The 24,981-nt window shown below is 29.6% G+C and carries 23 protein-coding genes; 16 read left to right on the forward strand and 7 right to left on the reverse strand.

The genetic code is table 11. The features are described 5' to 3' along the window. Positions 1-2: 2 nt before the first annotated feature. Positions 3-1,460 carry a tRNA (N6-isopentenyl adenosine(37)-C2)-methylthiotransferase MiaB gene (miaB, locus tag Q0733_RS10685; RefSeq protein WP_298782226.1) on the reverse strand — a complete coding sequence of 486 codons (1,458 nt, stop codon included), beginning with the start codon at positions 1,458-1,460 and terminating at the stop codon, positions 3-5. A gap of 202 nt (positions 1,461-1,662) precedes the next feature. On the opposite strand from miaB, the gene topA reads away from it, so the two are divergent. From topA to Q0733_RS10720, 7 genes are all read left to right on the forward strand, one after another. Continuing rightward, on the forward strand, positions 1,663-4,146 hold the full coding sequence (gene topA, locus Q0733_RS10690) for a type I DNA topoisomerase (protein ID WP_298782227.1): 2,484 nt from the start codon (positions 1,663-1,665) through the stop codon (positions 4,144-4,146). 37 nt (positions 4,147-4,183) lie between these two features. Next, positions 4,184-5,344: a formimidoylglutamase gene (locus tag Q0733_RS10695; RefSeq protein WP_298782228.1), complete on the forward strand. Its 1,161-nt coding sequence runs from the start codon at positions 4,184-4,186 to the stop codon at positions 5,342-5,344. Between the two features lie 88 nt (positions 5,345-5,432). Continuing rightward, complete coding sequence (gene gldK, locus Q0733_RS10700) at positions 5,433-6,794, forward strand: gliding motility lipoprotein GldK (RefSeq protein ID WP_298782230.1); 1,362 nt, start codon at positions 5,433-5,435, stop codon at positions 6,792-6,794. 34 nt (positions 6,795-6,828) lie between these two features. Then, positions 6,829-7,473: a gliding motility protein GldL gene (gldL, locus tag Q0733_RS10705; protein WP_298782231.1), complete on the forward strand. Its 645-nt coding sequence runs from the start codon at positions 6,829-6,831 to the stop codon at positions 7,471-7,473. 41 nt (positions 7,474-7,514) lie between these two features. Further along, on the forward strand, positions 7,515-9,047 hold the full coding sequence (gene gldM, locus Q0733_RS10710) for a gliding motility protein GldM (RefSeq protein ID WP_298782232.1): 1,533 nt from the start codon (positions 7,515-7,517) through the stop codon (positions 9,045-9,047). A 20-nt stretch (positions 9,048-9,067) separates the two neighbouring features. Continuing rightward, positions 9,068-9,922 carry a gliding motility protein GldN gene (gene gldN / locus Q0733_RS10715; RefSeq protein ID WP_298782323.1) on the forward strand — a complete coding sequence of 285 codons (855 nt, stop codon included), beginning with the start codon at positions 9,068-9,070 and terminating at the stop codon, positions 9,920-9,922. 198 nt (positions 9,923-10,120) lie between these two features. After that, entirely contained in the window at positions 10,121-11,161 is a 1,041-nt protein-coding gene (locus tag Q0733_RS10720; RefSeq protein ID WP_298782233.1) for an FAD-binding oxidoreductase, read from the forward strand. On the opposite strand, the gene Q0733_RS10725 is transcribed toward Q0733_RS10720, so the two are convergent. Next, entirely contained in the window at positions 11,145-11,537 is a 393-nt protein-coding gene (locus Q0733_RS10725) for a DUF983 domain-containing protein (RefSeq protein ID WP_298782235.1), read from the reverse strand. The genes Q0733_RS10720 and Q0733_RS10725 overlap by 17 nt on opposite strands. Positions 11,538-11,591: 54 nt before the next feature. Here Q0733_RS10725 and Q0733_RS10730 point away from each other — a divergent pair, with 54 nt between their 5' ends. From Q0733_RS10730 to Q0733_RS10760, 7 genes are all read left to right on the forward strand, one after another. Then, positions 11,592-13,511 (forward strand): ABC-F family ATP-binding cassette domain-containing protein, encoded by a 1,920-nt coding sequence (locus Q0733_RS10730; RefSeq protein WP_298782236.1) that lies wholly within the window; start codon positions 11,592-11,594, stop codon positions 13,509-13,511. Between the two features lie 29 nt (positions 13,512-13,540). Then, positions 13,541-13,867, forward strand: a complete 327-nt coding sequence (locus Q0733_RS10735; protein WP_298782237.1) for a nucleotide pyrophosphohydrolase — start codon at positions 13,541-13,543, stop codon at positions 13,865-13,867. After that, positions 13,868-14,116 (forward strand): hypothetical protein, encoded by a 249-nt coding sequence (locus tag Q0733_RS10740; RefSeq protein ID WP_298782238.1) that lies wholly within the window; start codon positions 13,868-13,870, stop codon positions 14,114-14,116. Positions 14,117-14,325: 209 nt separating this feature from the next. Beyond that, positions 14,326-15,555: a 3-phosphoshikimate 1-carboxyvinyltransferase gene (locus Q0733_RS10745; protein WP_298782239.1), complete on the forward strand. Its 1,230-nt coding sequence runs from the start codon at positions 14,326-14,328 to the stop codon at positions 15,553-15,555. Between the two features lie 73 nt (positions 15,556-15,628). Continuing rightward, positions 15,629-16,678 (forward strand): tRNA preQ1(34) S-adenosylmethionine ribosyltransferase-isomerase QueA, encoded by a 1,050-nt coding sequence (gene queA / locus Q0733_RS10750; protein ID WP_298782240.1) that lies wholly within the window; start codon positions 15,629-15,631, stop codon positions 16,676-16,678. 66 nt (positions 16,679-16,744) lie between these two features. Then, positions 16,745-17,785: a 23S rRNA (adenine(2503)-C(2))-methyltransferase RlmN gene (gene rlmN / locus Q0733_RS10755; protein WP_298782242.1), complete on the forward strand. Its 1,041-nt coding sequence runs from the start codon at positions 16,745-16,747 to the stop codon at positions 17,783-17,785. A gap of 103 nt (positions 17,786-17,888) precedes the next feature. Beyond that, positions 17,889-18,866, forward strand: a complete 978-nt coding sequence (locus Q0733_RS10760; protein WP_298782243.1) for a polyprenyl synthetase family protein — start codon at positions 17,889-17,891, stop codon at positions 18,864-18,866. Here Q0733_RS10760 and Q0733_RS10765 read toward each other — a convergent pair whose 3' ends face one another. From Q0733_RS10765 to Q0733_RS10780, 4 genes are all read right to left on the reverse strand, one after another. Beyond that, the gene (locus Q0733_RS10765; RefSeq protein WP_298782244.1) at positions 18,867-19,448 is read right to left on the reverse strand and encodes an NAD(P)H-dependent oxidoreductase; all 582 of its coding nucleotides are present in this window, start codon (positions 19,446-19,448) and stop codon (positions 18,867-18,869) included. Between the two features lies 1 nt (position 19,449). After that, positions 19,450-19,989: a hypothetical protein gene (locus Q0733_RS10770; RefSeq protein WP_298782245.1), complete on the reverse strand. Its 540-nt coding sequence runs from the start codon at positions 19,987-19,989 to the stop codon at positions 19,450-19,452. 73 nt (positions 19,990-20,062) lie between these two features. After that, a complete protein-coding gene (locus tag Q0733_RS10775) occupies positions 20,063-20,623 on the reverse strand; it encodes a Crp/Fnr family transcriptional regulator (RefSeq protein WP_298782246.1) in 561 nt (186 codons plus the stop codon). Positions 20,624-20,625: 2 nt separating this feature from the next. Continuing rightward, entirely contained in the window at positions 20,626-22,134 is a 1,509-nt protein-coding gene (locus Q0733_RS10780; RefSeq protein WP_298782247.1) for a GH3 auxin-responsive promoter family protein, read from the reverse strand. A 59-nt stretch (positions 22,135-22,193) separates the two neighbouring features. Here Q0733_RS10780 and Q0733_RS10785 point away from each other — a divergent pair, with 59 nt between their 5' ends. Then, a complete protein-coding gene (locus tag Q0733_RS10785; protein WP_298782248.1) occupies positions 22,194-22,985 on the forward strand; it encodes a DUF2797 domain-containing protein in 792 nt (263 codons plus the stop codon). A gap of 5 nt (positions 22,986-22,990) precedes the next feature. Next, positions 22,991-23,941, forward strand: a complete 951-nt coding sequence (locus tag Q0733_RS10790; RefSeq protein ID WP_298782249.1) for a carbon-nitrogen hydrolase family protein — start codon at positions 22,991-22,993, stop codon at positions 23,939-23,941. 89 nt (positions 23,942-24,030) lie between these two features. On the opposite strand, the gene Q0733_RS10795 is transcribed toward Q0733_RS10790, so the two are convergent. Beyond that, the gene (locus Q0733_RS10795; RefSeq protein WP_298782250.1) at positions 24,031-24,933 is read right to left on the reverse strand and encodes a DUF6607 family protein; all 903 of its coding nucleotides are present in this window, start codon (positions 24,931-24,933) and stop codon (positions 24,031-24,033) included. Positions 24,934-24,981 lie beyond the last annotated feature (48 nt).

Below are 24,981 nucleotides of genomic sequence, written 5' to 3' on the forward strand. Positions count from 1 at the left end.
TTTTAATTATTATCAGAATATCCAACAACGGTTCCTTTTAGGGTTGCAGAAGTACAATCTTCAATTTTCACCATCACAAAATCACCTAATTTATAATCGCCTTTTGCAAAAACAGCAACTGTATTTTGTGTGTTTCTTCCTTTCCATTCGTTAGGATTTTTCTTAGAAGTTCCTTCAATTAAAAATTCTTCAGTTTTACCTAAATGTTGTTGTGTTCTGTATAAAGCGTGTTTTTGTTGTAAGTCAATAACTTCTTGTAATCTGCGTTTTTTTGTTTCAAAAGGTACATCATCATCCATTTTTTTGCCAGCTAAAGTGCCTGGTCTTTCAGAGTATGCAAACATAAAACCGAAATCATATTTTACATATTTCATCAACTCTAAAGTATCTTTATGGTCTTGTTCTGTTTCTCCGCAGAAACCTACAATCATATCTTGAGATAAAGCCATTTCTGGGATAATTTTAAAAATATTATCCACCAATTCCATGTATTCTTCACGTGTGTGTTGTCTGTTCATTGCCTTTAACATGGCATTACTTCCACTCTGAACAGGTAAATGCAAATATTTACAAATGTTTTTGTGTTTTGCCATAACATGAATTACATCTAAACTCATATCCTGAGGATTAGAAGTAGAAAAGCGAAAACGAGTTTTTGGAAATTTCGTAGCACACATATCTAACAATTCTGCAAAATCTACAGCGGTTGCTTGCGCTATTTCTGATGCTTTTTTGAAATCTTTTTTCAAACCACCACCATACCAAAGAAAACTATCTACATTTTGACCTAATAAGGTTATTTCTTTAAAATTTTTATCAACCATAGATTGAATCTCTTCTAAAATACTTTTTGGGTCTCTGCTTCGCTCACGTCCGCGCGTAAAAGGAACTACGCAAAAGGTACACATGTTATCACAACCTCTTGTAATAGATACAAATGCAGAAACTCCATTAGAGTTTAAACGAACGGGAGATACGTCACCATAAGTTTCATCTTTAGATAAAATAACATTTACTGCGTCTCTACCTTGATAAACTTCTTCTAATAAATTTGGTAAATCTTTATATGCATCTGGGCCAACAACTAAATCAACAATTTTTTCTTCCTCTAAAAATTTTTCCTTTAATCTTTCAGCCATGCATCCAAGAACACCAACTTTCATTTCTTTGTTAGATTCTTTTTTTACTCGATTGTATTTTTGCAAGCGTTTACGAACCGTAGTTTCTGCTTTTTCACGAATAGAACAAGTATTTACCAAAACTAAATCTGCTTCTTCTAGTATTTGTGTTGTATTATAACCTTCTTTATCTAAAATTGCAGCAACTATTTCACTATCATTCATATTCATTTGACAACCATAGCTTTCAATAAATAATTTTTTAGTGTTTTCTTTTTTATTCTCGGTTACAAGTGCTTTGCCTTGTGTTTTTTCGTCGATAATTTTTTCTATTTGTTCCATCTATCAATTTATCATTTGAAGGTGTGCAAAGATACAACCAAATTTAATTTTTTGTGACAGATTGGCAGAAAAAATATTGTTGTATTTGTATAAAATAAGAGGATAATTTGAGTTAAATAAATTTTAATAAAAAAAAACTACATACTTTTGCATACTTGAATCTTGAAATGTTTACACAGATTTTTATAGTAAAAAGAAACAAATGGCAAAGAATTTAGTTATAGTTGAGTCACCTGCAAAAGCAAAAACCATTGAAAAATTTCTTGGAAAAGATTTTCAAGTAGAATCTAGTTTTGGTCATATTGCAGATTTACCTTCTAAAGAATTAGGAATTGATGTTGATGGAGATTTTAGTCCAAAATACATAGTTTCTGATGATAAAAAATCCGTAGTTAAAAAGTTAAAAACTCTAGCAAAAAAAGCAGATACTGTTTGGTTGGCAAGTGATGAGGATCGAGAAGGAGAAGCAATTGCTTGGCATTTAAAAGAGCAATTAGATTTAAAAGAAGAAAGTACAAAACGTATTGTTTTTCATGAAATTACTAAAAAAGCTATTTTAAAAGCAGTCGAAAATCCTAGAGATATAGACTATAATATGGTAAATGCACAACAAGCACGTAGAGTTTTAGATAGACTTGTTGGTTACGAATTATCGCCGGTTTTATGGCGTAAAGTAAAAGGAGGTTTATCTGCAGGTAGAGTACAATCTGTAGCTGTTCGTTTAATTGTAGAAAGAGAAAGAAGTATACAAGAATTTGTTTCTGAAACTCATTATAAAGTAGTTGCAGAATTTTCTAATAAAGAAGGGAAAACTTTTAAAGCTGCAATTCCAAAGAATTTTGATTCTAAAAAATCTGCAGAAGATTTTTTAAAATCATGTTCAAATGCTAATTTTTCAATTGCTGATTTAACAAAAAAGCCAGCAAAAAAATCACCTGCAGCACCATTTACAACATCAACATTACAACAAGAGGCTTCAAGAAAATTAGGTTTTCCAGTTGCTAAAACAATGCAAGTTGCACAGCGTTTGTATGAGGCGGGTTTAATTACATATATGAGAACAGATAGTGTGAATTTATCTGTAGATGCAAGAGATGCTGCCGAAGAAGAAATTACAAATTATTACGGAAAAGAATATAGCAAACAACGTGTTTTTAAATCGAAAGCAAAAGGGGCGCAAGAAGCCCATGAAGCAATTAGACCTACTAATATGAAAATGCATTCTATTGATACCGAATATGATCAAAATAGACTGTATGATTTAATTTGGAAAAGAACATTAGCTTCTCAAATGAGTGATGCTCAATTAGAAAGAACTAATTTTAAGATTGAAAATTCTGAAAACTCAAAAATTTTTACTGCAAATGGTGAAATGATAAAGTTTGATGGTTTCTTAAAAGTGTATTTAGAAGGAAATGATAATGAAGATGAAGAACAAGCAGGAATGCTACCAAATTTAAAGGTTGGAGAAAGTTTAGAATACACTTTTATAAATGCAACACAACGTTTTACAAGTCCTCCATATAGATTTACGGAAGCGTCTTTAGTAAAACAATTAGAAGAATTAGGTATTGGTCGTCCATCTACTTATGCACCAACAATTTCTACAGTACAAAGAAGAGGTTATGTAGAAAAAGGAGAAGATGAAGGTATTGAAAGAGATTATGAGCAAATGATTTTAACCGCAGGAGCCGTAAAAAGTCAAACTTTAACAGAGAAAACAGGTTCTAATAAAAATAAATTAATTCCTACAGATATTGGTAATATCGTAAATGATTTTTTAGTAGCCAATTTCTCAAATATTTTAGATTTCGGTTTTACAGCCAAAGTAGAAAGTTCTTTTGATGATATTTCTGAAGGAGATGAAGATTGGATAGAAATGATAAAAGGTTTCTATACAGATTTTCATGAAACAGTTGAAGATGTAAAAGAAAATGCAAATAGAGAAAGTGGTGAACGCATTTTAGGGAAACATCCAGAATCTGGAAAAACAGTTTTAGTACGTTTAGGTAAATTTGGACCTATTGCTCAAATTGGTGCTCCAGAAGACGAAGAAAAAGTATTTGCAAGTTTAAATAAAGATCAAAATTTAGGAACAATAACCATGGAAGAAGCGTTAGAGTTATTCTTACTTCCAAAAACTTTAGGCTCTTATGAAGGTGAAGAAGTAATTGTTTCTAATGGGCGTTTTGGACCTTATATTCGTTTTGGAAAAATGTTTGTTTCTTTAGATAGAGGAGAAAACCCAATGGAAGTTGATTTATCAAGAGCAGAGGAATTAATTGTTGCTAAGCAAAAAGCAGATGCACCAATTTATCATTATGAAGAGTTACCTGTTCAAAAAGGTGTTGGGCGTTTTGGCCCATTTATTAAATGGAACAATATGTTTATCAACGTAAACAAAAAATACGATTTTGATAATCTTTCTGACGATGATATTGTTGAATTAATTGAGGTTAAAAAACAGAAAGAAATAGATAAAGTTATTCATAATTGGGAAGATGTTGAAATTCGTGTAGAAAAAGCGAGATGGGGAAGATTCAACGTTTTAAAAGGGAAAATTAAAATTGAGTTGCCAAAAACAACTGAAATTGAAAAACTTTCCAAAGAGGAAGCAATTGCAATGATTGAAGCTAAAACACCAAAGAAAAAAACAACTAAACGAAAAACAACCAAAAAGAAATAAAGATTTTGATATCTTGCATACCCAATAAATAAAATTGATGAATCAAGACTTTTTATCCCCTGTAAAAGAATCTGTTTTAGCGCACTTAGAGTTGCAGCCTAGTTTGTGTTTAGGGCATAAAATTTTAGTGCATAGCGAGCAAAATGGGTTTCCGGATTTAGAAGGTGTAAAAATTGCTATTTTTGGTGTTCAAGAAGATAGAAACTCACAAAATAATTTTGGTTGTGGAGAAAATTTAAATTTTATCCGACAAAAATTGTACGAATTATTTCCTGGAAACTGGCAAACTGAAATTGCCGATTTAGGAAATGTTTTAAAAGGAAATTCAGTTACTGATACTTATTTTGCGGTATCGGAAATTATATCAGAATTATTACTAAAAAACATCATTCCTGTTATAATTGGTGGAGGGCAAGATATTACTTATGTAAATTACAGGGCTTACGATAAAATGGAGCAAACTGTTAATATTACCGCTGTTGATAGTCGTTTTGATTTGGGTAATTTAGATGATGAACTTACTTCTCAATCATATTTGAGTAAAATAATAATGCAAAAACCCAATAATTTATTTAATTATAGTAATGTTGGTTATCAAACATATTTTAATCCGCAAGATGAAATAAATTTATTAGATAATTTATTTTTTGATACTTGTAGATTAGGAAAAGCCAAAAATTTAGAAAATATTGAGCCTGCTTTTAGAAATGCAGATATTGTTTCTATAGATATAGGCGCTATAAGGCAAAGCGAAGCTCCAGCTAATAAGAACGCGTCTCCAAATGGGTTTTATGGCGAAGAAATTTGCGCACTTTCTAGATATGCAGGAATTAGCGATAAAGTTTCTTCATTTGGTATTTACGAATACAATTCTAAATTAGATAACAATCATCAAACTGCTAGTTTAATTGCTCAAATTATATGGTATTTTATTGAAGGAGTGAATTTTAGAGTGAAAGATTATCCGTTTTCTGGAAAAGAAAATTATCAAAAATTTACAGTTTTATTGGAAGACGATGATCCTTTAACCTTTTATAAAAGTAACAAAACTGGAAGATGGTGGATGGAGATAAATATTTTATCAGATAATAAATACAAAAGACATGCGTTAATACCATGTACATATCAAGATTATACTCAAGCCACAAAGCAAATAATACCAGAAAGATGGTATAAGGCAATGAGAAAATTAATATAGTAGATAATTATAAAATACAGTTTCAACATTGTATTTTAGCAAAAAAAATAATAGGTTTACGAACTTTTTAGTAAAGACAAAATAAAATATGAAGAAAGCATTAATATTTGCACTTTTAATAGTCGTTTTTTACAGTTGTGGTTCTAATGATAGAGGAGAATTAGTAGGTGTAAAACCAAAAAAGCAATGGTTTTCAGAAAAACCATTTGGAATGGCTAAAATTCCTGGCGGTTCATTTACAATGGGTAAGCAAGATCAAGATATTATTGGTACTATGAATGCGCCAACTAAAACAGTTACTGTAAGACCCTATTATATGGATGAAACAGAGATAACTAATAACGAGTATAAAGAGTTTGTTAGATGGGTTAGAGACTCTGTTGTAAGAACCAAATTAGCCTATCAACAAGAGTTTGCTGCGTTGGGAGTTACAACCGTTCCTGGAGGAAAAGGTTTATCTGGAGGAATTCATGAATATGCTTTTAAAGCATCTGATACTTCAAATGCATCGGCATATCAAAAATATATGTATGATAATTACTATAGTTTAGATTCTATACAACCTTTAAATTGGGAACCAGAAATTGTATGGGAAAAAGAAGATTTTCCAGATGTTGATTATGTAGAAGTAATGGATTCATTATACATCAGTAGAGAAGATGCTATTGATGGTTTAAGAACTTTTAATACAAAATTTTTAAAATATAAGTATTCATGGTTTGATAGAGATAATGCTGCGAGAAAAGGTGGTGATAGAAAAGATTTTGTACAAACTGAGGTGTTAAATATTTACCCAGATACAACAGTATGGGTAAAAGATTTTAATTATTCTTACAATGATCCAATGCATCAAGATTATTTTCATCATCAATCCTATGGAGAATATCCTGTAGTTGGTGTTACTTGGGGGCAAGCAAATGCATTTTGTAATTGGAGAACCAAAAAGAAAAACGATTATTTAAGAGCTAAAAGGAATAGTACTTCTGTACCAGATTTTAGATTACCAACAGAAGCAGAATGGGAATATGCAGCAAGAGGAGGTTTAGAATTTGCTACTTATCCTTGGGGAACAGGAGGAACTACAAGTGATAGAGGTTGTTTTTTAGCAAACTTTAAACCTGTAAGAGGTGATTATGCAGTAGATGGCGCGTTATATACTATGGAAGCAAAATCGTTTAATGCGAACGATTATGGTTTGTATAATATGGCAGGTAATGTTTCTGAGTGGACAAATACAGCTTATAATTTATCATCTTACTATATGGCTTCTACTATGAATCCGAATGTAGAGGATAGAAAAAATAAACGTAAAATAATTAGAGGAGGTTCTTGGAAAGATGTTGCATATTTCTTAGAAGTTGGTTCTAGAGATTATGAATATGCAGATACTGCAAGAAGCTATATTGGTTTTAGAACTGTTCAAAACTATATAGGTACCTCAAATAAATAAAAATCAAATAACCCTAAAATATTTAAAAAAAAATATGGCACAGTCTAAATCTTATAAAAAAATAATGAATTTTGTTTACGGAATGGGAGCAGCAGTAGTAATTGTTGGTGCATTATTCAAAATTCAACACATATCTATAGGTCCTTTAACAGGAGGTGTAATGTTAACAATTGGACTTTTAGTTGAAGCAGCAGTATTTGCTGTTTCTGCATTTGATACGCCAGAAGATGATTATGATTGGTCTAAAGTATATCCAGAGTTAGGTGAAGAAGGTTTTTCTTCCAATAATCAACAAGATAAAATTGGAGCAGACGGTATGTTATCTCAAAAATTAGATAATTTATTACAAGAAGCTAAAATTGATTCTTCGTTAATGGAAAGTTTAGGGAATAGTATGAAAAATTTTCAAGGAGCTGCAGAAGGGTTATCATCTGCATCTGAATCTATTTCTTCAACAAATAAATACAATGAGCAAGTATCTATGGCTGCGGCTCAAATGGAAACTTTAAATAGCTTATATAAAGTTCAAGTAGAAAATACAACAAAACAATCTGAAATTAATGCTTCGGTTGTAGAAAATACTGAAAAATTAAAAGAACAAATGGATTCTTTAGCAAAAAACTTATCTTCTTTAAATGGAGTTTATGGAGGTATGCTTTCTGCAATGTCTAGCAAATAATAATTAGTTCAACTAAATGTATAACTTAAAAAACTAATTAAATGGCTGGAGGAAAAATGTCTGCAAGACAAAAAATGATAAACTTAATGTACCTTGTATTTATTGCAATGTTGGCAATGAACATGAGTAAAGAAGTTTTATCAGCTTTTGGTTTTATGAACGAAAAGTTAACAGAAAATAATGCATCAACAACCTTAAAAAATAATGATGCTTATGCTAATTTGGCAACAAAGGCAAGTGAGCAAAAAGAAAAATTTGGGAAACTGAATGATCAAGCAAACGAAGTAAAAAAGTATTCATCTGATTTCTATGCTTATTTAGAAAACTTAAAATCTAAAATGACTGCTGACATCGAAGATAAGGAAGATTACGAATCTATGGATAAAACCGACTTTTTAGATACATATTTCTTCAAAGGTGATAAATTTACACCTGAAGGTCAAGATTTTTTAGACAAAATTAATGGCTATAGAACAAATCTTATTAAAACTTTAGGGACGGATAGTAAATTTGTATCTGTTGTTAATAAAAGATTTAATACAGATGATGAAACGAATGAAGATGATATAGTTATTCCTTGGTTAAAATATAGATACGAAGGTTTTCCTTTAGTTGCTTCTTTAACTAATTTAACGCAAATGCAAGCAGACATCAAAAACACTGAAAGTGATGTTGTTACGGATTTATTAGGTGGTAAATTAGAAGAGGCTTTGTCTTTAAACAATTACAAAGGAATTGTTGCCTTAGAAAAAAACGCATATTTTGCTGGCGAAAAAGTTACAGGAAAAGTTGTTTTAGGACGTTATGATGCAACAATGGTTCCTGATAATGTTACTTTAAATGGAAAAGATTATAAAAACATTCAATCAGGTCAAGTAATTATTGATATGCCTGCAGGTAATGTTGGTAATCATGATATTAAAGGTAAAATTGCTTTTACTCAAAATGGAGAAATAGTTGAAGTTCCTTTTGAAAGCTCATATTCTGTAATTCCAGAGCCAAGCAATGCTGTAGTTTCTGCAGATAAAATGAACGTGGTTTATAGAGGTTTAGATAATCCTATTTCTGTTTCTTTGCCAGGTGTTGGTGATAATAACTTAAATGTTTCTGCATCAGGAGGAAGATTAACAGGTAGTAGAGGTAAATATAGTATGAGACCAGGAGCAGGAGATGTTGCTGTAGTTAATGTAAGCGCTAAATTAAGTAGTGGTAAAGCGGTTAACTCTAAAAAGACTTTTAGGGTAAAAGATATACCAGCAGCTATGGGATCTGTAAGAGGTCAATTTGGTACTGTAAGAATGCCAAAATCAAGTTTGCCAAATTCGCCAATTAGTGCAGGTTTACCAGATTTTATGTTCGATTTAAAACTACAAGTAAATAGTTTTAAAATAAAGATACCTAACCAATTAACTATAATTGTTAATGGGTCTAGGCTAAACGCAGCAGCCAAACAAAAATTATCGAAAGCTAAAAGAGGAGATATCATTAATATTTACGACATTAAAGCGTCTATTATTGGAAACTCATATAAGCTTAAGAAAGTATTACCAGTTAATATTGAATTAACAAACTAGAATTTAAAAACAAAATTATGATGACTAGAAATTGTTTCATATTATTTTTTGCCTTAATAACTACAGGTTTAGTAAATGCACAAGTAAACATACTAAATGCAAAATCTGTAGATCAGATTGGTGTAAAAAGTCAACAGCAAAAAAATGCTGACAATGATGGTCCAATTCCTTACGGATATGTAGATGATAGAGATATCTTGTGGTCTAAAGTTGTTTGGGAATTTGTAGATTTAAATCAAAAAATAAATTTACCTTACTATTTTCCAATTGATACTACAAATATTGCTTCAAATAGAAGATCTTTATTTGATACCTTAATTAAGGGCATTAAACAAGGTAAAATTAAAGAAGCATATACAGATTCTTTTTTCTCTTCAAAAATTACACAAAACGAAATAGAATCTCGTTTGGTAAATGTTCGTGAAGAAAATGGTTATACAGATACTTTTAGAATTCAACCCCAAGATATAGAGGGTTATATGTTAAAAGGTATGTGGTTTTTTGACAAACGCCAAGGAGAAATGAAATACAGATTATTGGCTTTAGCACCAATGGGTAAAGACGTACAAACATTAGGAGTTGAAAATATTGATGATGAAAATTTATATGAATTATTTTGGGTGTTTTTTCCTACAGCAAGAGAAGTTTTACACGATGCAAAGGTGTTTAATCCAAAGAATACATCACATCCAATTTCTTTTGACCATATGTTAAATGCAAGAAGATTTAGCTCAGTTATTGTAAAAGAAGAAAATATTTATGGTAATAGAGCCATAGAAGATTATGTTAGAGGTAATTCTTTATTTCAATTATTAGAGGCAGATAAGATTAAAGAAAGTATCAGAAATAGAGAAATGGATATGTGGAATTATTAGTCGTAACTTCTATTAAATAATATAAAAAAGTTTGCGAAAGCAAGCTTTTTTTATTGGAAGCAATTTCCTGCTTTCGGCAGTTGCTTTTTTTAAGAAAAATAAAAAAGAGCTTCAACAAAGCCTCAATCAGGGCTAAGTATTTTTGCGAAATTTATAGCTTAACCCAATTTTTAAAGCAAACTTATTTACTTTTATCAAATGAAAATAGATTACATAATTGTTGGCTTAGGTTTAGCAGGTTTAGCATTTGCAGAAGAATTAATTTTAGCAAACAAAACTTTTATTGTTTTCGAAGACAATTCTCAAAATTCATCTTTAGTAGCTGGAGGTGTTTATAACCCTGTAATTTTAAAAAGATTTTCTCCAGTTTGGAATGTTAAAGAGCAATTAGAAGTTGCACTTCCGTTTTATAAAGCATTAGAAAGAAAATTAGAAATTAAAATTGATGAAAAATTTGTAATCAAAAAAGCTTTTAAATCCATAGAAGATCAAAATAATTGGTTTTCTGCTTTTGATAAACCAACTGTTGCACCTTATTTAGATGCGGTTTTAGACACAGAAATCTACCCAGGAGTTATCGCAAACCATTTATTAGGTAACGTAAAAGAAGCTGGTAGAATAGATACCTTAAAATTAGTAAAATCATACAGAGAATATCTTCAAAAAAATAATTGGATTCGATTTCAAAAATTCAATCATAAAGAAATAAATTTTGATAATAATATTATTCAGTACCAAGGTTTAGAAGTTGGTAAAATAGTATTTGCAGAGGGTTTTGGCGTAAAAAACAATCCGTATTTTAATCATTTGCCAATGGAAGAAGCAAAAGGTGAATTAATTACCATACATGCTCCCAATTTAAAAATTGATTTTTTATTAAAATCTACACTTTTTGTATTGCCTTTAGGAAATGAAACCTATAAAGTTGGAGCAACATTTAATCATACAGACAAAACTTCAAATCCATCAGAAGAAGGAAAAAAAGAATTAATAGAAAAATTAAAAAAAGTAATTAAAGTTCCTTATAAAATTATTGAACAAACCGCAGGTATAAGGCCAACTGTAAAAGATAGAAGGCCATTAATTGGTAAACATCCAAAGCATAAAAATTTAGCTATTTTAAATGGTTTGGGTACAAGAGGTGTTATGATTGCGCCAACTGTAGCAAAACAATTGTTTTATCATTTAGAAAATGATTTAGATTTAGACAAAGAAACCGATATTAATCGTTTTTCTTAATAACCGCATCTTTATCATAAGCAACAAATATATTTATCCAAATAATTCTTGATAGCCTTAGTACAATTGGTGATAAAAGTAGAGAAACTACTATAATTGCTATAAAACTATTTATAAAAGTTTGATTAAAAATAACTTTAGATATTATAAATGTAATAACAAATATTGCAACAGCTAATCCATAATTTATATACATAGCGCCAAAGAAAAACGATGGCTCTATCACGTATTTTAAATTACAACTAGGGCAATTTTTATGAATTTTAATTACTTTTTTTGGATTAAAAGTAACAGGGTTTGTAAAGAAATCACCGTTATGACATTTTGGGCATTTATTTTTAAAAATACTGAACAATTTTGTTCCTTTTTTAAACATGATAAACTGCAATTTTTTAGTTAGTTTTGCAAACTACAAAATTACATAAAATTAATGTTAAACGTACATAACTTAACAGTTTCCTTTATGGGAACGGACTTGTTTTCTGGTATCACTTTTAAATTAAATAAAGGAGATAGAATTGGGTTGATTGGAAAAAATGGGGCAGGAAAATCTACGCTTTTAAAAGTTTTATCAAAAGATATAGAAAGTAGTGGTGGTACTATGGCTTTTGACAAAGATGTAAATATTGGTTTTTTACGTCAGGATATAGATTTTGTAGAAGGAAGAACCATTTTAGAAGAAGCATATCAAGCTTTTGAAGAAATTAAAGAAATAGAAGCTGAGTTAGAAGATATAAACAATCAACTAACAACTAGAACAGATTATGAAAGTGATTCTTATACAGAATTAATTCAAAATTTAACAGATAAGCAAGAACGTTATGAGCTTTTAGGAGGTTATAACTATCAAGGAGATACAGAAAAGATTTTACAAGGTTTAGGTTTTCAAAGAGAAGATTTTGATAAGTTAACCGATACTTTTTCTGGAGGATGGAGAATGCGTATAGAGTTAGCAAAGTTATTACTTCAAAATAATGATATATTATTATTAGATGAGCCAACAAACCACTTAGATATTGAATCTATTATTTGGTTAGAAAACTTTTTAAAGAATTATTCTGGCGCAATTGTGTTGGTTTCTCATGATAAAATGTTTTTAGATAATGTAACAAATAGAACTATTGAAATTTCTTTAGGTCAGATTTACGATTATAAAAAGCCATATTCTCAGTTCTTGTTATTAAGAGCAGAAATCAAAGAAAAACAGTTACAAGCTCAAAAAAATCAAGAAAAAGAAATTAAGCAGAAACAGCATTTAATTAATAAATTTAAGGCAAAAGCAAGTAAGGCATCTATGGCTCAATCTTTAATGAAACAACTAGATAAGGTTCAGTTAATTGAAGTTGATCAAGATGATAATCAAGCCATGAATGTTCGTTTTGCAATATCAAAAGAGCCAGGTAAAATTATAGTTGAAGCAGAAAATTTATGTAAAAGTTACGGCGAAAAACATGTTTTAGAAGGTGTAGATTTATTAATTGAAAGAAATAGTAAGATTGCATTTGTAGGACAAAATGGTCAAGGAAAATCAACTTTAGCAAAAATGATGGTGGGTGAAATTCCTTTTGAAGGACATTTAAAACTAGGTCATAATGTAGAAGTAGGGTATTTTGCTCAAAATCAATCAGAATATTTACCACCAGAAAAAACAGTGCTTGAAATTATGGAGGATGCTGCAACAGATTCTAACAGAATGCGTGTTAGAGATATGTTAGGGTCGTTTTTATTTGGAGGAGATGCGGTAGATAAAAAAGCAAAAGTGCTTTCTGGAGGAGAAAGAAATAGATTAGCTTTATGTAAATTATTGTTGCAACCATTCAATGTTTTAATCATGGATGAGCCAACAAATCACTTAGATATTGCCTCAAAAACCGTTTTAAAAGAAGCATTAAATAATTTTAATGGAACTTTGATTGTAGTTTCTCATGATAGAGAGTTTTTACAAGGATTAACATCAACAGTTTATGGTTTTAAAGATAAAGTAATCAAAGAATATTTAGGTGATATTGATTACTTCTTAGAGCAACATAAAATGGAAAGTTTGCGTGAAGCAGAATTAAAAACAGTTGTAAAAGTAGCAAAAGACACTTCTAAAAAAGAAGCACATCAATTATCTAGAGAGCAAGAAAAAGAGCTAAAAAAACTAAATAATAAATTGTCTAAAATAGAAACTGATATTGCTGATTTAGAATCAGAAATTGAAAAAATTGATTTAGAATTAGCTAATAATTATGATGAAGTTTCTACAAGACCAAACTTCTTTGAAAAATACAAAGCTAAAAAAGCAAAAGTAGATTCACTAATGTTAGAATGGGAAAAAATAGAAAGTCAGGTTTCTAGTTTTTCATAATAATTATGTAAATATCTAAACCATAAATTATGAACATACAAAACGCACAGCAACAAGTAGATGATTGGATTAAAAATCATGGTGTTCGTTATTTTAACGAACTAACTAACATGGCCCAATTAACTGAAGAAGTGGGTGAAGTTGCAAGAATTATTGCACGTAGATATGGAGAGCAAAGTGAAAAAGAATCTGATAAAAATAAAGATTTAGGTGAAGAATTAGCAGATGTTATGTTTGTTGTTTTATGTTTGGCAAATCAAACAGGAATTAACTTACAAGATGCTTTTGAAAAAAAGTTAGATATAAAAACCAAACGCGATCATAATCGTCATCATAACAATCAAAAACTTAAATAAATGACTTTTTCAGAAAAAATAAAGCAACCAATATTTTGGTCAAATTTTATTAAAATTGCGTTGCCTTTTTTTATCATTTTAATTGTGATGACTTTGTTGTGGAGAAGTTGGAGTGATATTTTTGCTGGTAATTTTCATGCGATTTCAGAATCGCATTTTAAAAATGGTAAATGGATTGCTTTTTTTGCATCTAAAACTATAGCAAGTATTATTTATGGTTTGTATGTTACCAATAAAAACATGAAATAAATTTTAAAAAAGAATTTTATCTAACTGAATCATATTTTTATAACACTAAAATACTCTTCAGAAACTTTGCTATATTTTTTTTGTGTATTAACTTTGGCTTTTGATAAAAAATGAGGTTAATTACTGTGAAAAATATTTTTTCTAATGTAGTTAGTTTGATTTTTTTAGGGTAGAAGAATATATTTTAATTTGAATATAGAATTTAAGAAATGGACATATTATTAAATGTTTTAGAGGATAAAAAAATAAATCAAAGAATAACTATTTCTGGTTCTAAGAGTGAATCTAACAGGTTGTTAATTCTTCAAAAATTATTTAAAGAAATTAAAATTGAAAACTTATCTGATTCTGATGATTCTGTTCATATGCAACATGCCCTTTCTACAAATCAAGAATTAGTAGATATTGGTCATGCTGGTACAGCAATGCGTTTTTTAACATCTTATTTTGCTGTTACTGAAGGTAGAGAAACGGTATTAACTGGTTCTGAAAGAATGCAAAATAGACCTATTGAAATATTGGTTAATGCATTAAAAGATTTAGGTGCAGATATTACTTATGAAGCAAAAACTGGATATCCACCAATAAGAATTAAGGGAAAAAAGTTAGCAAAAAGTTCAGTGCAAATTAATGGTAATGTAAGTAGCCAATATATTTCTTCTCTATTATTAATTGCATCAAAATTAGAAAATGGTTTAGAGATAGAGTTGATAGGGAAAATTACCTCTGTTCCTTATATAAATATGACTTTAAGTTTATTAAATCAATTAGGTATTATAACTAGTTTTGAAAATAATTTAATTAAAGTTAATCCTCAAAAAAATATTGAAAAGCAAACTGTAATTGTAGAGTCTGACTGGAGTTCTGCAAGTTACTTTTATTCAATTATTGCTTTGGCAGATATGGGTTCTACTATTCAATTATCAGCATATAAAAAAGAAAGTTTACAGGGCGATAATTGTTTGGCTAAAATATATGAGCATTTTGGAGTTTCAACAATTTTTGGTGAAAATTTTATCACCCTAAAAAAAGAAAAAGAAAGTAGTAAAGAAACGCTAGAAATAGATTTAAAAAACGCGCCAGATATTGCACAAACGATTGCAGTTACTTGTTTTGCTGAAAAAATTGCTTGTAATTTAACAGGCTTACATACTTTAAAGATTAAAGAAACTGATAGGTTAGTGGCTTTAAATGACGAATTAACAAAACTAGGCGCAACAATTTCTGTTACAGACGTAAGTTTACATTTAGAGAAATCATCTTTAATTAATAGTAATATTGCCATAAAAACCTATAACGATCATAGAATGGCAATGGCTTTTGCGCCTTTAGCATTTAAAGTCCCTATTCAAATTTGTGATGCAGAAGTGGTTACAAAATCTTTTCAAAAATTTTGGGAGGATATGCAGCAAATAGGCATAAAAGTAGAACAGTTGTAAATTAATTAGTTAAACACTTGACAACGCCTATTTCGATATCGTATATTTGCGCACTTTATAGCAAATAATACATATGAAATTATCACAATTTGATTTTGAATTACCAGAAGAGCTTTTAGCAGTTTATCCTGCAGAACATAGAGATGAATCTCGTTTAATGGTATTAAATAGAAAAGAGCAAACCATAGAACACAAAGTTTTTAAAGACGTTATTAATTATTTTGAAGAAGGTGATGTAATGATGTTAAATAACACCAAGGTTTTCCCAGCAAGAATGTTTGGTAATAAAGAAAAAACTGGTGCTAGAATTGAAGTTTTCTTATTAAGAGAATTAAATGGTGAAAACAGATTATGGGACGTTTTAGTAGATCCAGCAAGAAAAATTAGAATTGGAAACAAATTATTTTTTGGAGAAGATGATAGTTTAGTAGCAGAGGTTATTGACAATACTACATCAAGAGGAAGAACATTGCGTTTTTTATATGATGGTAGTTATGAAGAGTTTAGAGCAAAATTATTAGAATTAGGTCAAACGCCATTACCTAAAGAAATCAATAGAGAAGTTGAAGCCTTAGATGAAGAGCGTTACCAAACAATTTATGCAAAACATGAAGGCGCAGTTGCAGCACCTACTGCTGGTTTGCATTTTTCTAAACATTTATTAAAAAGATTAGAAATTAAAGGAGTTGATTTTGCTGAAACTACTTTACATGTTGGTTTAGGTACTTTTAGCCCTGTAGAGGTAGAAGATTTATCTAAACACAAAATGGATTCTGAGCAAATTATTATTCCTGCAGAAACCGCTCAAAAAATAAATCAAGCTAAAAAAGAAAAAAGAAGAATTTGTGCAGTTGGTACAACAGTAATGAGAACTGTAGAGTCTTCTGTTTCTTCTAAACATGAGTTAAATGCTTATGAAGGTTGGACAAATAAATTTATTTTTCCTCCTTATGATTTTAGTATTGCAAATGCAATGATAACTAATTTTCATTTGCCAAAATCTACTTTAATGATGCAAGCAGCTGCTTTTGGAGGTTACGAATTTGTAATGGAAGCGTACAAAGAAGCAATAAAAGAGGGTTATAAATTCTCTACTTATGGAGATGCAATGTTAATTATATAATTACAAATTATTTATACATTCACAAACCTCACAAGATTCTTGTGAGGTTTTGTATTTTTGCAAACAATGGAAGTAAAAAAGAAAGATATTAGAGCTTTAACCAAAGAACAATTAAGAGATTTTTTTGTTGAAAATGGCGACAAAGCTTTTCGTGGAAATCAAGTATATGAATGGCTTTGGAGTAAGTCTTTACATAGATTTGAAGATATGACAAATATTTCTAAACAAACTAGAGAAATGTTAGAGAATAACTTTGTTATTAATCATATCAAAGTAGATTCTATGCAAAAAAGTGAAGACGGAACAATAAAAAATGGTATTAAGCTACACGATGGTTTTGTTGTTGAATCCGTTTTAATTCCTACAAAAAAAAGAACAACAGCTTGTGTTTCCAGTCAAGTGGGTTGTAGTTTAGATTGCAAGTTTTGTGCAACTGCACGTTTAAAAAGAATGCGTAATTTAAATCCTGACGAAATTTACGATCAAGTTGTAATTATAGATCAACAGAGTAGATTATATCACAATAAAAAATTAACCAATATTGTATTCATGGGGATGGGAGAGCCGCTTATGAACTACAAAAATGTGTTAAAATCTATTGAAATGATTACATCTCCTGAAGGTTTAGGAATGTCGTCAAAAAGAATTACAGTTTCTACATCCGGTGTTCCAAAAATGATAAAAAAAATGGCTGATGAAGAAGTTAAATTTAACTTAGCAGTTTCTTTACATTCAGCAATTGATGAAGTTAGAACCTCAATAATGCCATTTAATACTACTTTTCCTTTAGTAGATTTAAAAGAATCTTTAGAGTATTGGTATGAAAAAACCAAACGTGCTATTACTTATGAATATATTGTTTGGGACGGAATTAATGACAAAAAAGAAGACATTAGAGCTTTAGTTGAATTTTGTAAATATGTGCCTTGTAAGGTTAATTTAATAGAATACAACCCTATTGATGATGGCGAGTTTCAACAAGCAAGTTCATCAGCAATAAATAATTATATTTCTAATTTAGAAATGCACGATATTACCATAAACGTTAGAAGAAGTAGAGGTAAAGATATTGATGCTGCTTGTGGGCAATTGGCTAATAAATCATAAGAAATAAGTCATAATAAACCTGTTTTTCGCATCACATTATTTTTACTATTTTTGATGTGAAAACGAACCTTTAGACTTCGTAGAAGGTGATTAATTAATATTTATGAATCCTGTTGAACATATAAAACTTCCAATTTTATCAGAAATGGAAACTTTTGAAAAAAAGTTCAAGGATTCCATGCTTTCTAAAGTTCCACTTTTAAACAGAATTACTTATTATATTGTTCGTAGAAAAGGAAAACAAATGCGACCAATGTTTGTTTTTTTAGTTGCAAAAATGGTTTCTGATGGTGGTTTTGATGAACGGACCTATAGAGGAGCATCTGTTGTAGAGCTTATTCATACAGCTACTTTAGTACACGATGATGTTGTAGATGATAGTAATAGAAGACGTGGTTTTTTCTCTATAAATGCTTTATGGAAAAATAAAATTGCAGTTTTAGTTGGCGATTTTTTACTTTCAAAAGGTTTGCTTCTATCAATAGATAATGAAGATTTTGATATCTTAAAACTTATTTCAATTGCCGTTAGAGAAATGAGTGAAGGAGAACTTTTACAGATAGAAAAAGCAAGAAAATTAGATATTACAGAAGAAATTTATTTTGATATTATTAGGCAGAAAACGGCAACTTTAATTGCTGCTTGTTGTGGAATTGGTGCAGCTTCAGTTGGTGCAAGTCAAGAAACAATTCAGCAAATGAGAAAATTTGGAGAATACATTGGTATTGCCTTTCAAATTAAAGATGATTTATTTGATTATTCTGATGAAAAAATTGGCAAACCTACAGGTATAGATATTAAAGAGCAAAAAATGACTTTGCCTTTAATTCATACATTAAATACGTGTGCTAAAAAAGAAAAATCTTGGTTGATAAACTCGATTAAAAAGCATAATAAAGACAAAAAAAGAGTAAAAGAAGTGATCGCTTTTGTAAAACAAAGCGGGGGTATAGAATATACTATTTCTAAAATGAATGACTACAAAAACAAAGCCTTGGCTATTTTAGAAGACTATCCAACATCAACGTATAAAAAATCTTTATTAGAAATGATTGATTATGTTGTGGAACGTAAAATTTGATTATTTATTTAACTCTCCTAATTTTTCAACTTTATTCAACCAGTTTTTTCTGTAAGAATCTGTAGATAAACGTAAAGAACCGATGGTTGTAAATTTCACTTTTTTAATACCTACAAAATTTAAAGTTAGTTTTTTAATTGCTGTATGACTTGGATGCCTATTTACCCATTGGTAGTACCAAGTTGGTTGGTCTAAAGTAGAAATAATTCTTGCTGTATTTTTTGTTAATAATTTGTTCCACCAAACTGAATTTTTTCTTTTCTGAAAAGCAAAACCAGGTAAAAAAACTCTATCAATAAACCCTTTTAAAATTGCTGGATAAGAACCCCACCAAACTGGGTAAATCCAAACAATATGATTTGCCCACTTAATTTTTTCTTGAGCGTCTAATAAATCGGGTTCAAGTTCAGTTCTTTTTCTGTATCCAGATTGTAAATTAGGATTAAAATTTAGTTCAGTAACATTAATTGTTTTGAGTGTTGCATTAGACTTTGAAACCCCTTTTTTATAAGCTTCGGAAATTGCAAAACAATAACTCTCTTTGTCTGGATGACCATTTATGATTAAAATTTGTTTTTTCATCTTAGAATATATTTATAAGAAATATTGCTAATATTAAGAAAGGAAAAAGAAAAATAATCTCAGAAATTAAACACCAAAAAAGAAAGCTGAACCAATTTAATTTTTTAGTTTTTTCTTTTTTAATAATTTTTTTTAACTCGGTAATTGATAACTTTAAAATTGCTTTTTTATCTAATTTTAAGTCGATAATACCAATAGAATTTATACCTGTTTTATATCCTTTAAAAACTTCTTTTGGATAGTTTAATAAAGAAAAACCCATTGCCCATAAACTTATCATGCCTATTGGAAAGTGTTTCCACATTTTAGTGCCAATTTCCCAGCCAGCAATAAATGCTTCTCCTCTCCATGAAGTATCACAATTATATAAAATATGTTGAATGTCGTGTAAGTAAATTACATCTTTTCTAAATTGAGAATTTGGAATTTTTATGGTAAATAACTTAAATTTTAAGTCAAAATAATCATCATTTTTTCCTCCATCTGAAGAAAAATTATTTTCAATATAAAATTGTTGAAGTGATTGTGAAATAGTCATCATTTATAATTTATAACAAAGGTATTTTACAAAGAATAAATTTTACTTGACAATTGTCAATAAATTATTAAATCAGTTATTTTCCTCTAATTCTACTTAATGTTTCTGGAGTAATGTTTAAATAACTTGCTATGTGTTTTGAGGCTACTCGTTGAAAAAGGTACGGCTTTTTTTCTAACAATGTTTCATAACGCTCTTTAGCTGTTTTTAATTGTAAGTCATCTAACCTTTCTACTAAATCTATATAAATTTGTTGAAGAAATAGACGGCCAAAATGCTCAAACTTTGGACTGGAAGTAAATAATTTTTCTAAATCTGAATGAGATATTTTTAAAACTTCTAGGTCTTCTAAAGCCTCTATATAATACTTGCTTTTTTTACGTTGTATAAAGCTATCTATAGCAGTAATAGATTCTTGTTCTGCTGCAAAATGACAAGTAATGTTTTTATCTTCTCTGTAATAGAAAACACGAGCTATACCAGATGTGATAATATATAAATCATCACAAACCTTCCCAGATTCATGTATTATAAAGTGTTTTGGGAATTTTGTAACACTTACAATTTTTTGAAAATCTTCTGCTAACTTTGGATTGTCTAAAAAAAATGAAGTGTTTTGTTCGAAAAAAGTATCCATTTTTAGAGTTTTAAAAGTTCTTCTACAAAATCTCTAGAATTAGATAATCTTGGTATTTTATGCTGTCCGCCTAATTTTCCTTTTTCTTTTAACCAATCATAAAATAAACCTTTTCTGGCTATATGAATTTTAGGTGAATTTAATGTCATATTATGATAACGTTTTGCCTCGTAATCTGAATTTATTGATTTTAAAGCGTTGTCTAACAGTTCTGTAAAATAAGATAAACTATCTGGTGCTTTGTTAAATTCAATAATCCATTCATGTCCGCCACTTTTTTTATGATCCATAAAAATTGGCCCAACAGTATAATCAATAATAGAAGCTTCTGTTTTTTCACAAGCCAATTTTAATGCTTCTTCAGCATTTTCAATAATCAACTCTTCACCAAAAACATTAATATGATGTTTTGTTCTCCCTGTAATTTTTATTCTGTAAGGTTTTAGCGATGTAAATTTTATAGTATCACCAATTAAATAACGCCACAAGCCACTATTTGTGGTAATTAAAATGGCGTAATTTATATTTTCTTTTACTTGCGATAAAGGAATAGCGGTTGAGTTTTCGCCTTGATATTCACTCATAGGAATAAACTCATAGAAGATGCCATAATCTAACATCAACAATAATTCTTTAGAACCATTTCTATCTTGAATGGCAAAAAAACCTTCAGAAGCGTTATAGGTTTCATAGTATTTAAAATCCTTTTTTGGGATGATTTTTTTATACTGTTCTCTATAAGGGTTAAAGTTAACACCTCCATGAAAATACACTTCTAAATTAGGCCAAACTTCTAAAATATGATCTTTTCCTGTTCTTTCTAAAACTCGGTTTAAAAGTACCAACATCCAACTAGGTACGCCTACTAAACTAGTAATATCTTCATGAATAGTTTCATCGATAATAGCTTCCATTTTGGTTTCCCATTCACTCATCATGGCAACTTCTAAGCTTGGTGCAGAACTATAATCTGCCCAAAAAGGAAGGTTTTCTGTAATAATTGCAGACAAATCTCCAAAGTAACTGTTGTTGTCTTCATAAATGTCTGAACTTCCACCTAATTTTAAACCTTTACCTGTAAATAGCTTAGTTTCTTCGTTGTTGTTTATATATAAACACAACATGTCTTTACCAGCTTTCATGTGGCAATATTCTAAAGCCTCATTGCTAACAGGTATAAATTTACTTTTTGCATTTGTGGTTCCACTACTTTTTGCAAACCACTTAATTGGTGTTGGCCAAAACAGGTTTTGTTCGCCTTTTCTACAACGTTCAATTAAAGGTTCAAAACTTTCATAACGCTGAATGGGAACTAATTTTGCAAATTCTGTATAATTTTTGATGGATGAAAATTGATGCTCTTTTCCAAATTCTGTTCTTTTTGCAGTAGCCATTAGTTTTAACAAAAGCTCTTCTTGTACATCGTTGGGATATTTTAAAAATAATTCAATTTGATGAATTCTTTTTTTTAAAAACCAAGAAATAATAGAATTTACAATTGGAAAAGCCATAGAGAAAGTTCTGTTTTTTATGTAAGTTTGTTAAAAGCTAAAAATACTAAAATTTGTTTATGCAATATCAAGGAGTTTTAAAAAAAATGAAAACTGAAAATTTAGAGGAGGTTCAGTATTATTTAGATATGGAATCTGATTTTTTAAATGTAAATCAGATGATAAACAAAGAACTTACGCTTTCTTTTGTAAAATACCAATGTTTAAATTGTCAGTTAAACAAACAAATTTACAGGCAAGGTTTTTGTAAATCTTGTTTTTTTGAAACACCTAATGCTGGTGATTGGATCATGAAACCTGAATTAAGTACCGCACATTTAGATATTGAAGATAGAGATTTAGCCTATGAAAAATCTGTTCAGCTAAAACCACATATTGTCTATTTGGCAAATTCTAGTAATGTAAAAGTAGGAGTTACAAGAAAACAGCAAGTACCAACAAGATGGATAGATCAAGGTGCACACGAAGCTATAGAAATTGTAGAAGTGCCAAATAGATATTTAGCAGGAATTACAGAGGTTGCTTTAAAAGATTATGTTGCTGATAAAACAAATTGGCGTAAAATGCTAAAGAATGATATAGAAGAGGTAAGCCTAATGGAATGGAGAGATCGGTTAAAAGAATTTATTCCGGAAGAAGCTGCGGCATATTTTATAAAAGATAATGTTGAAACACATTTAAATTTTCCTGTTAAGAAATATCCTTTAAAACCAAAAAGTTTAAACTTGATAAAAACACCAAAATATACTGGTAAATTAGTCGGAATAAAAGGTCAATATTTAATTTTTGAAGATGATACCGTTTTTAATGTGAGAGCAAATGAGGGTTTGGTAGTTTCAATTAATATATAAATGAGATGAAAAACCTATTAAAAGTAGCATTAGCACAAATATCTCCAGTTTGGTTAAATAAAGAAAAAACAATTGAAAAGATTGAAAAGTCAATAATTGATGCAGCAAAAGAAAATTGTGAGCTCATTGTTTTTGGAGAGGCATTATTACCAGGTTATCCTTTTTGGATTGCTTTAACAAATGGAGCAGAATGGGATTCTAAAACTCAAAAAGAGATTCATGCACATTATGTTAGAAACTCAATTTCCATAGAAAAAGGCGAACTAGATTCCATTTGTAAATTGGCAAAAGAAAATAAGATTGCTATTTATTTAGGTATTATGGAACGTGCTAAAAATAGAGGAGGACATAGTATTTATGCTTCTTTGGTGTATATTAATCAACAAGGAGAAATAAAATCTGTGCATCGAAAGTTGCAACCAACTTATGATGAGCGTTTAACTTGGGCTCCTGGAGATGGAAATGGTTTGCAAGTACATGCTTTAAAAGAATTTACAGTTGGCGGATTAAACTGTTGGGAAAATTGGATGCCTTTACCAAGAACTGCTTTGTATGGTTTGGGAGAAAATTTACACATTGCTGTTTGGCCAGGTTCTGACTATAATACAAAAGATATTACACGTTTTATTGCCAGAGAGTCACGTTCTTTTGTAATTTCAGTTTCTAGTTTAATGGCAAAATCTGATTTTCCAAGAGAAGTTCCTCATTATGAGAAAATTGTAAAAAATGCTCCAGATGTTCTAGCAAACGGAGGCTCATGTATTGCAGGTCCTGATGGCGAGTGGCAGGTAGAACCAGTTTTACGCAAAGAGGGTTTAATTATTGAAACCTTAGATTTTAATCGTGTTTTAGAAGAAAGACAAAATTTTGATGTTGTTGGGCATTATTCTAGACCAGATATTACTAAACTACAGGTAAATAGAGAAAGACAGAGTACTGTTTTTTATAATGATTAAGTTTATTTAATTCTGTTCAACTGTATAGAATTTTGATATAAAAACAAACCTCTCAAAAATATTTTTGAGAGGTTTGTTTTTTTTACATGTTATTTTACAAATTCAGAAATAATCTTTTTTATTTCTTTGTTTTTAGCATCTTTTTTTAAAGCAAACATGTGTTGATATAGCCTTTTATCATCAACCTTAGTTGCCAATTCTAAATCTTTATTCTTATTGAATTCTTTGTCCCAATTTTTTCGAACTAACTTCCATAATTTGTTATTTTCTGACCACCAGTCTTGGGCAGCTTTACATTTAGAATCTTCTACTTTTACATAGGTGTTAAGACCTTTTTCTTGTGCTAAAATTACATCTTCTTTACCAATTTCTCTTATTACTTTATCGTTGTCTTGGTCATGTATCCAGCCATCTTTTGTAATTTCATGTTTATTGGTTCTAACAGTTACATTGTAATCTTTTCTTTTTGTTCTTTCTCTTCTTGGTAAAGGTGCATCTGTGGTGTTTTCCCAATAACTTTTTCCATCTGCATGAATCCAAGTAGCAGAGCCTTCATACCTAGGACTATCATCTACTTGATATACTTTTTGTGTCCATTGATTTTCTACTTCCTGAGCATCTTTTTTTACATATTTCCATTTATTATCGCCATTATACATGTAAAAATTGGTGTTTTCAAACATCCAATCTTGACGCCAATGCTTTATAATCATTTTTTTACCGCCTCTACCAGCTATCAATAAATGTTGCAATATTATTTTGTTTTCAGAATCATCTACCAATTCTACCCATTCTAAAGCTTTATCATGTTTTACTTTAGATGGTTTATAAGTAGAATCTTTAGAGTAACTAAATGTTTCTGCAAAGTTAAAACCTACTTCATAGCAGCCACACATTTTTTTGATAGCATTTTGGTCCTTTTCTTTTTTGTTTTGTGCATGTATCTGCAGCGTTAATGTAAAAACTAGTGTTAAAATAGTTAATTGTCTCATAATTAATTGTTTGAATTTATTTGTGTAAAATAATTAAAATTAAATCTA

The sequence above is a fragment of the uncultured Polaribacter sp. genome (assembly GCF_947500975.1).
Classification (GTDB): Bacteria; Bacteroidota; Bacteroidia; order Flavobacteriales; family Flavobacteriaceae; genus Polaribacter.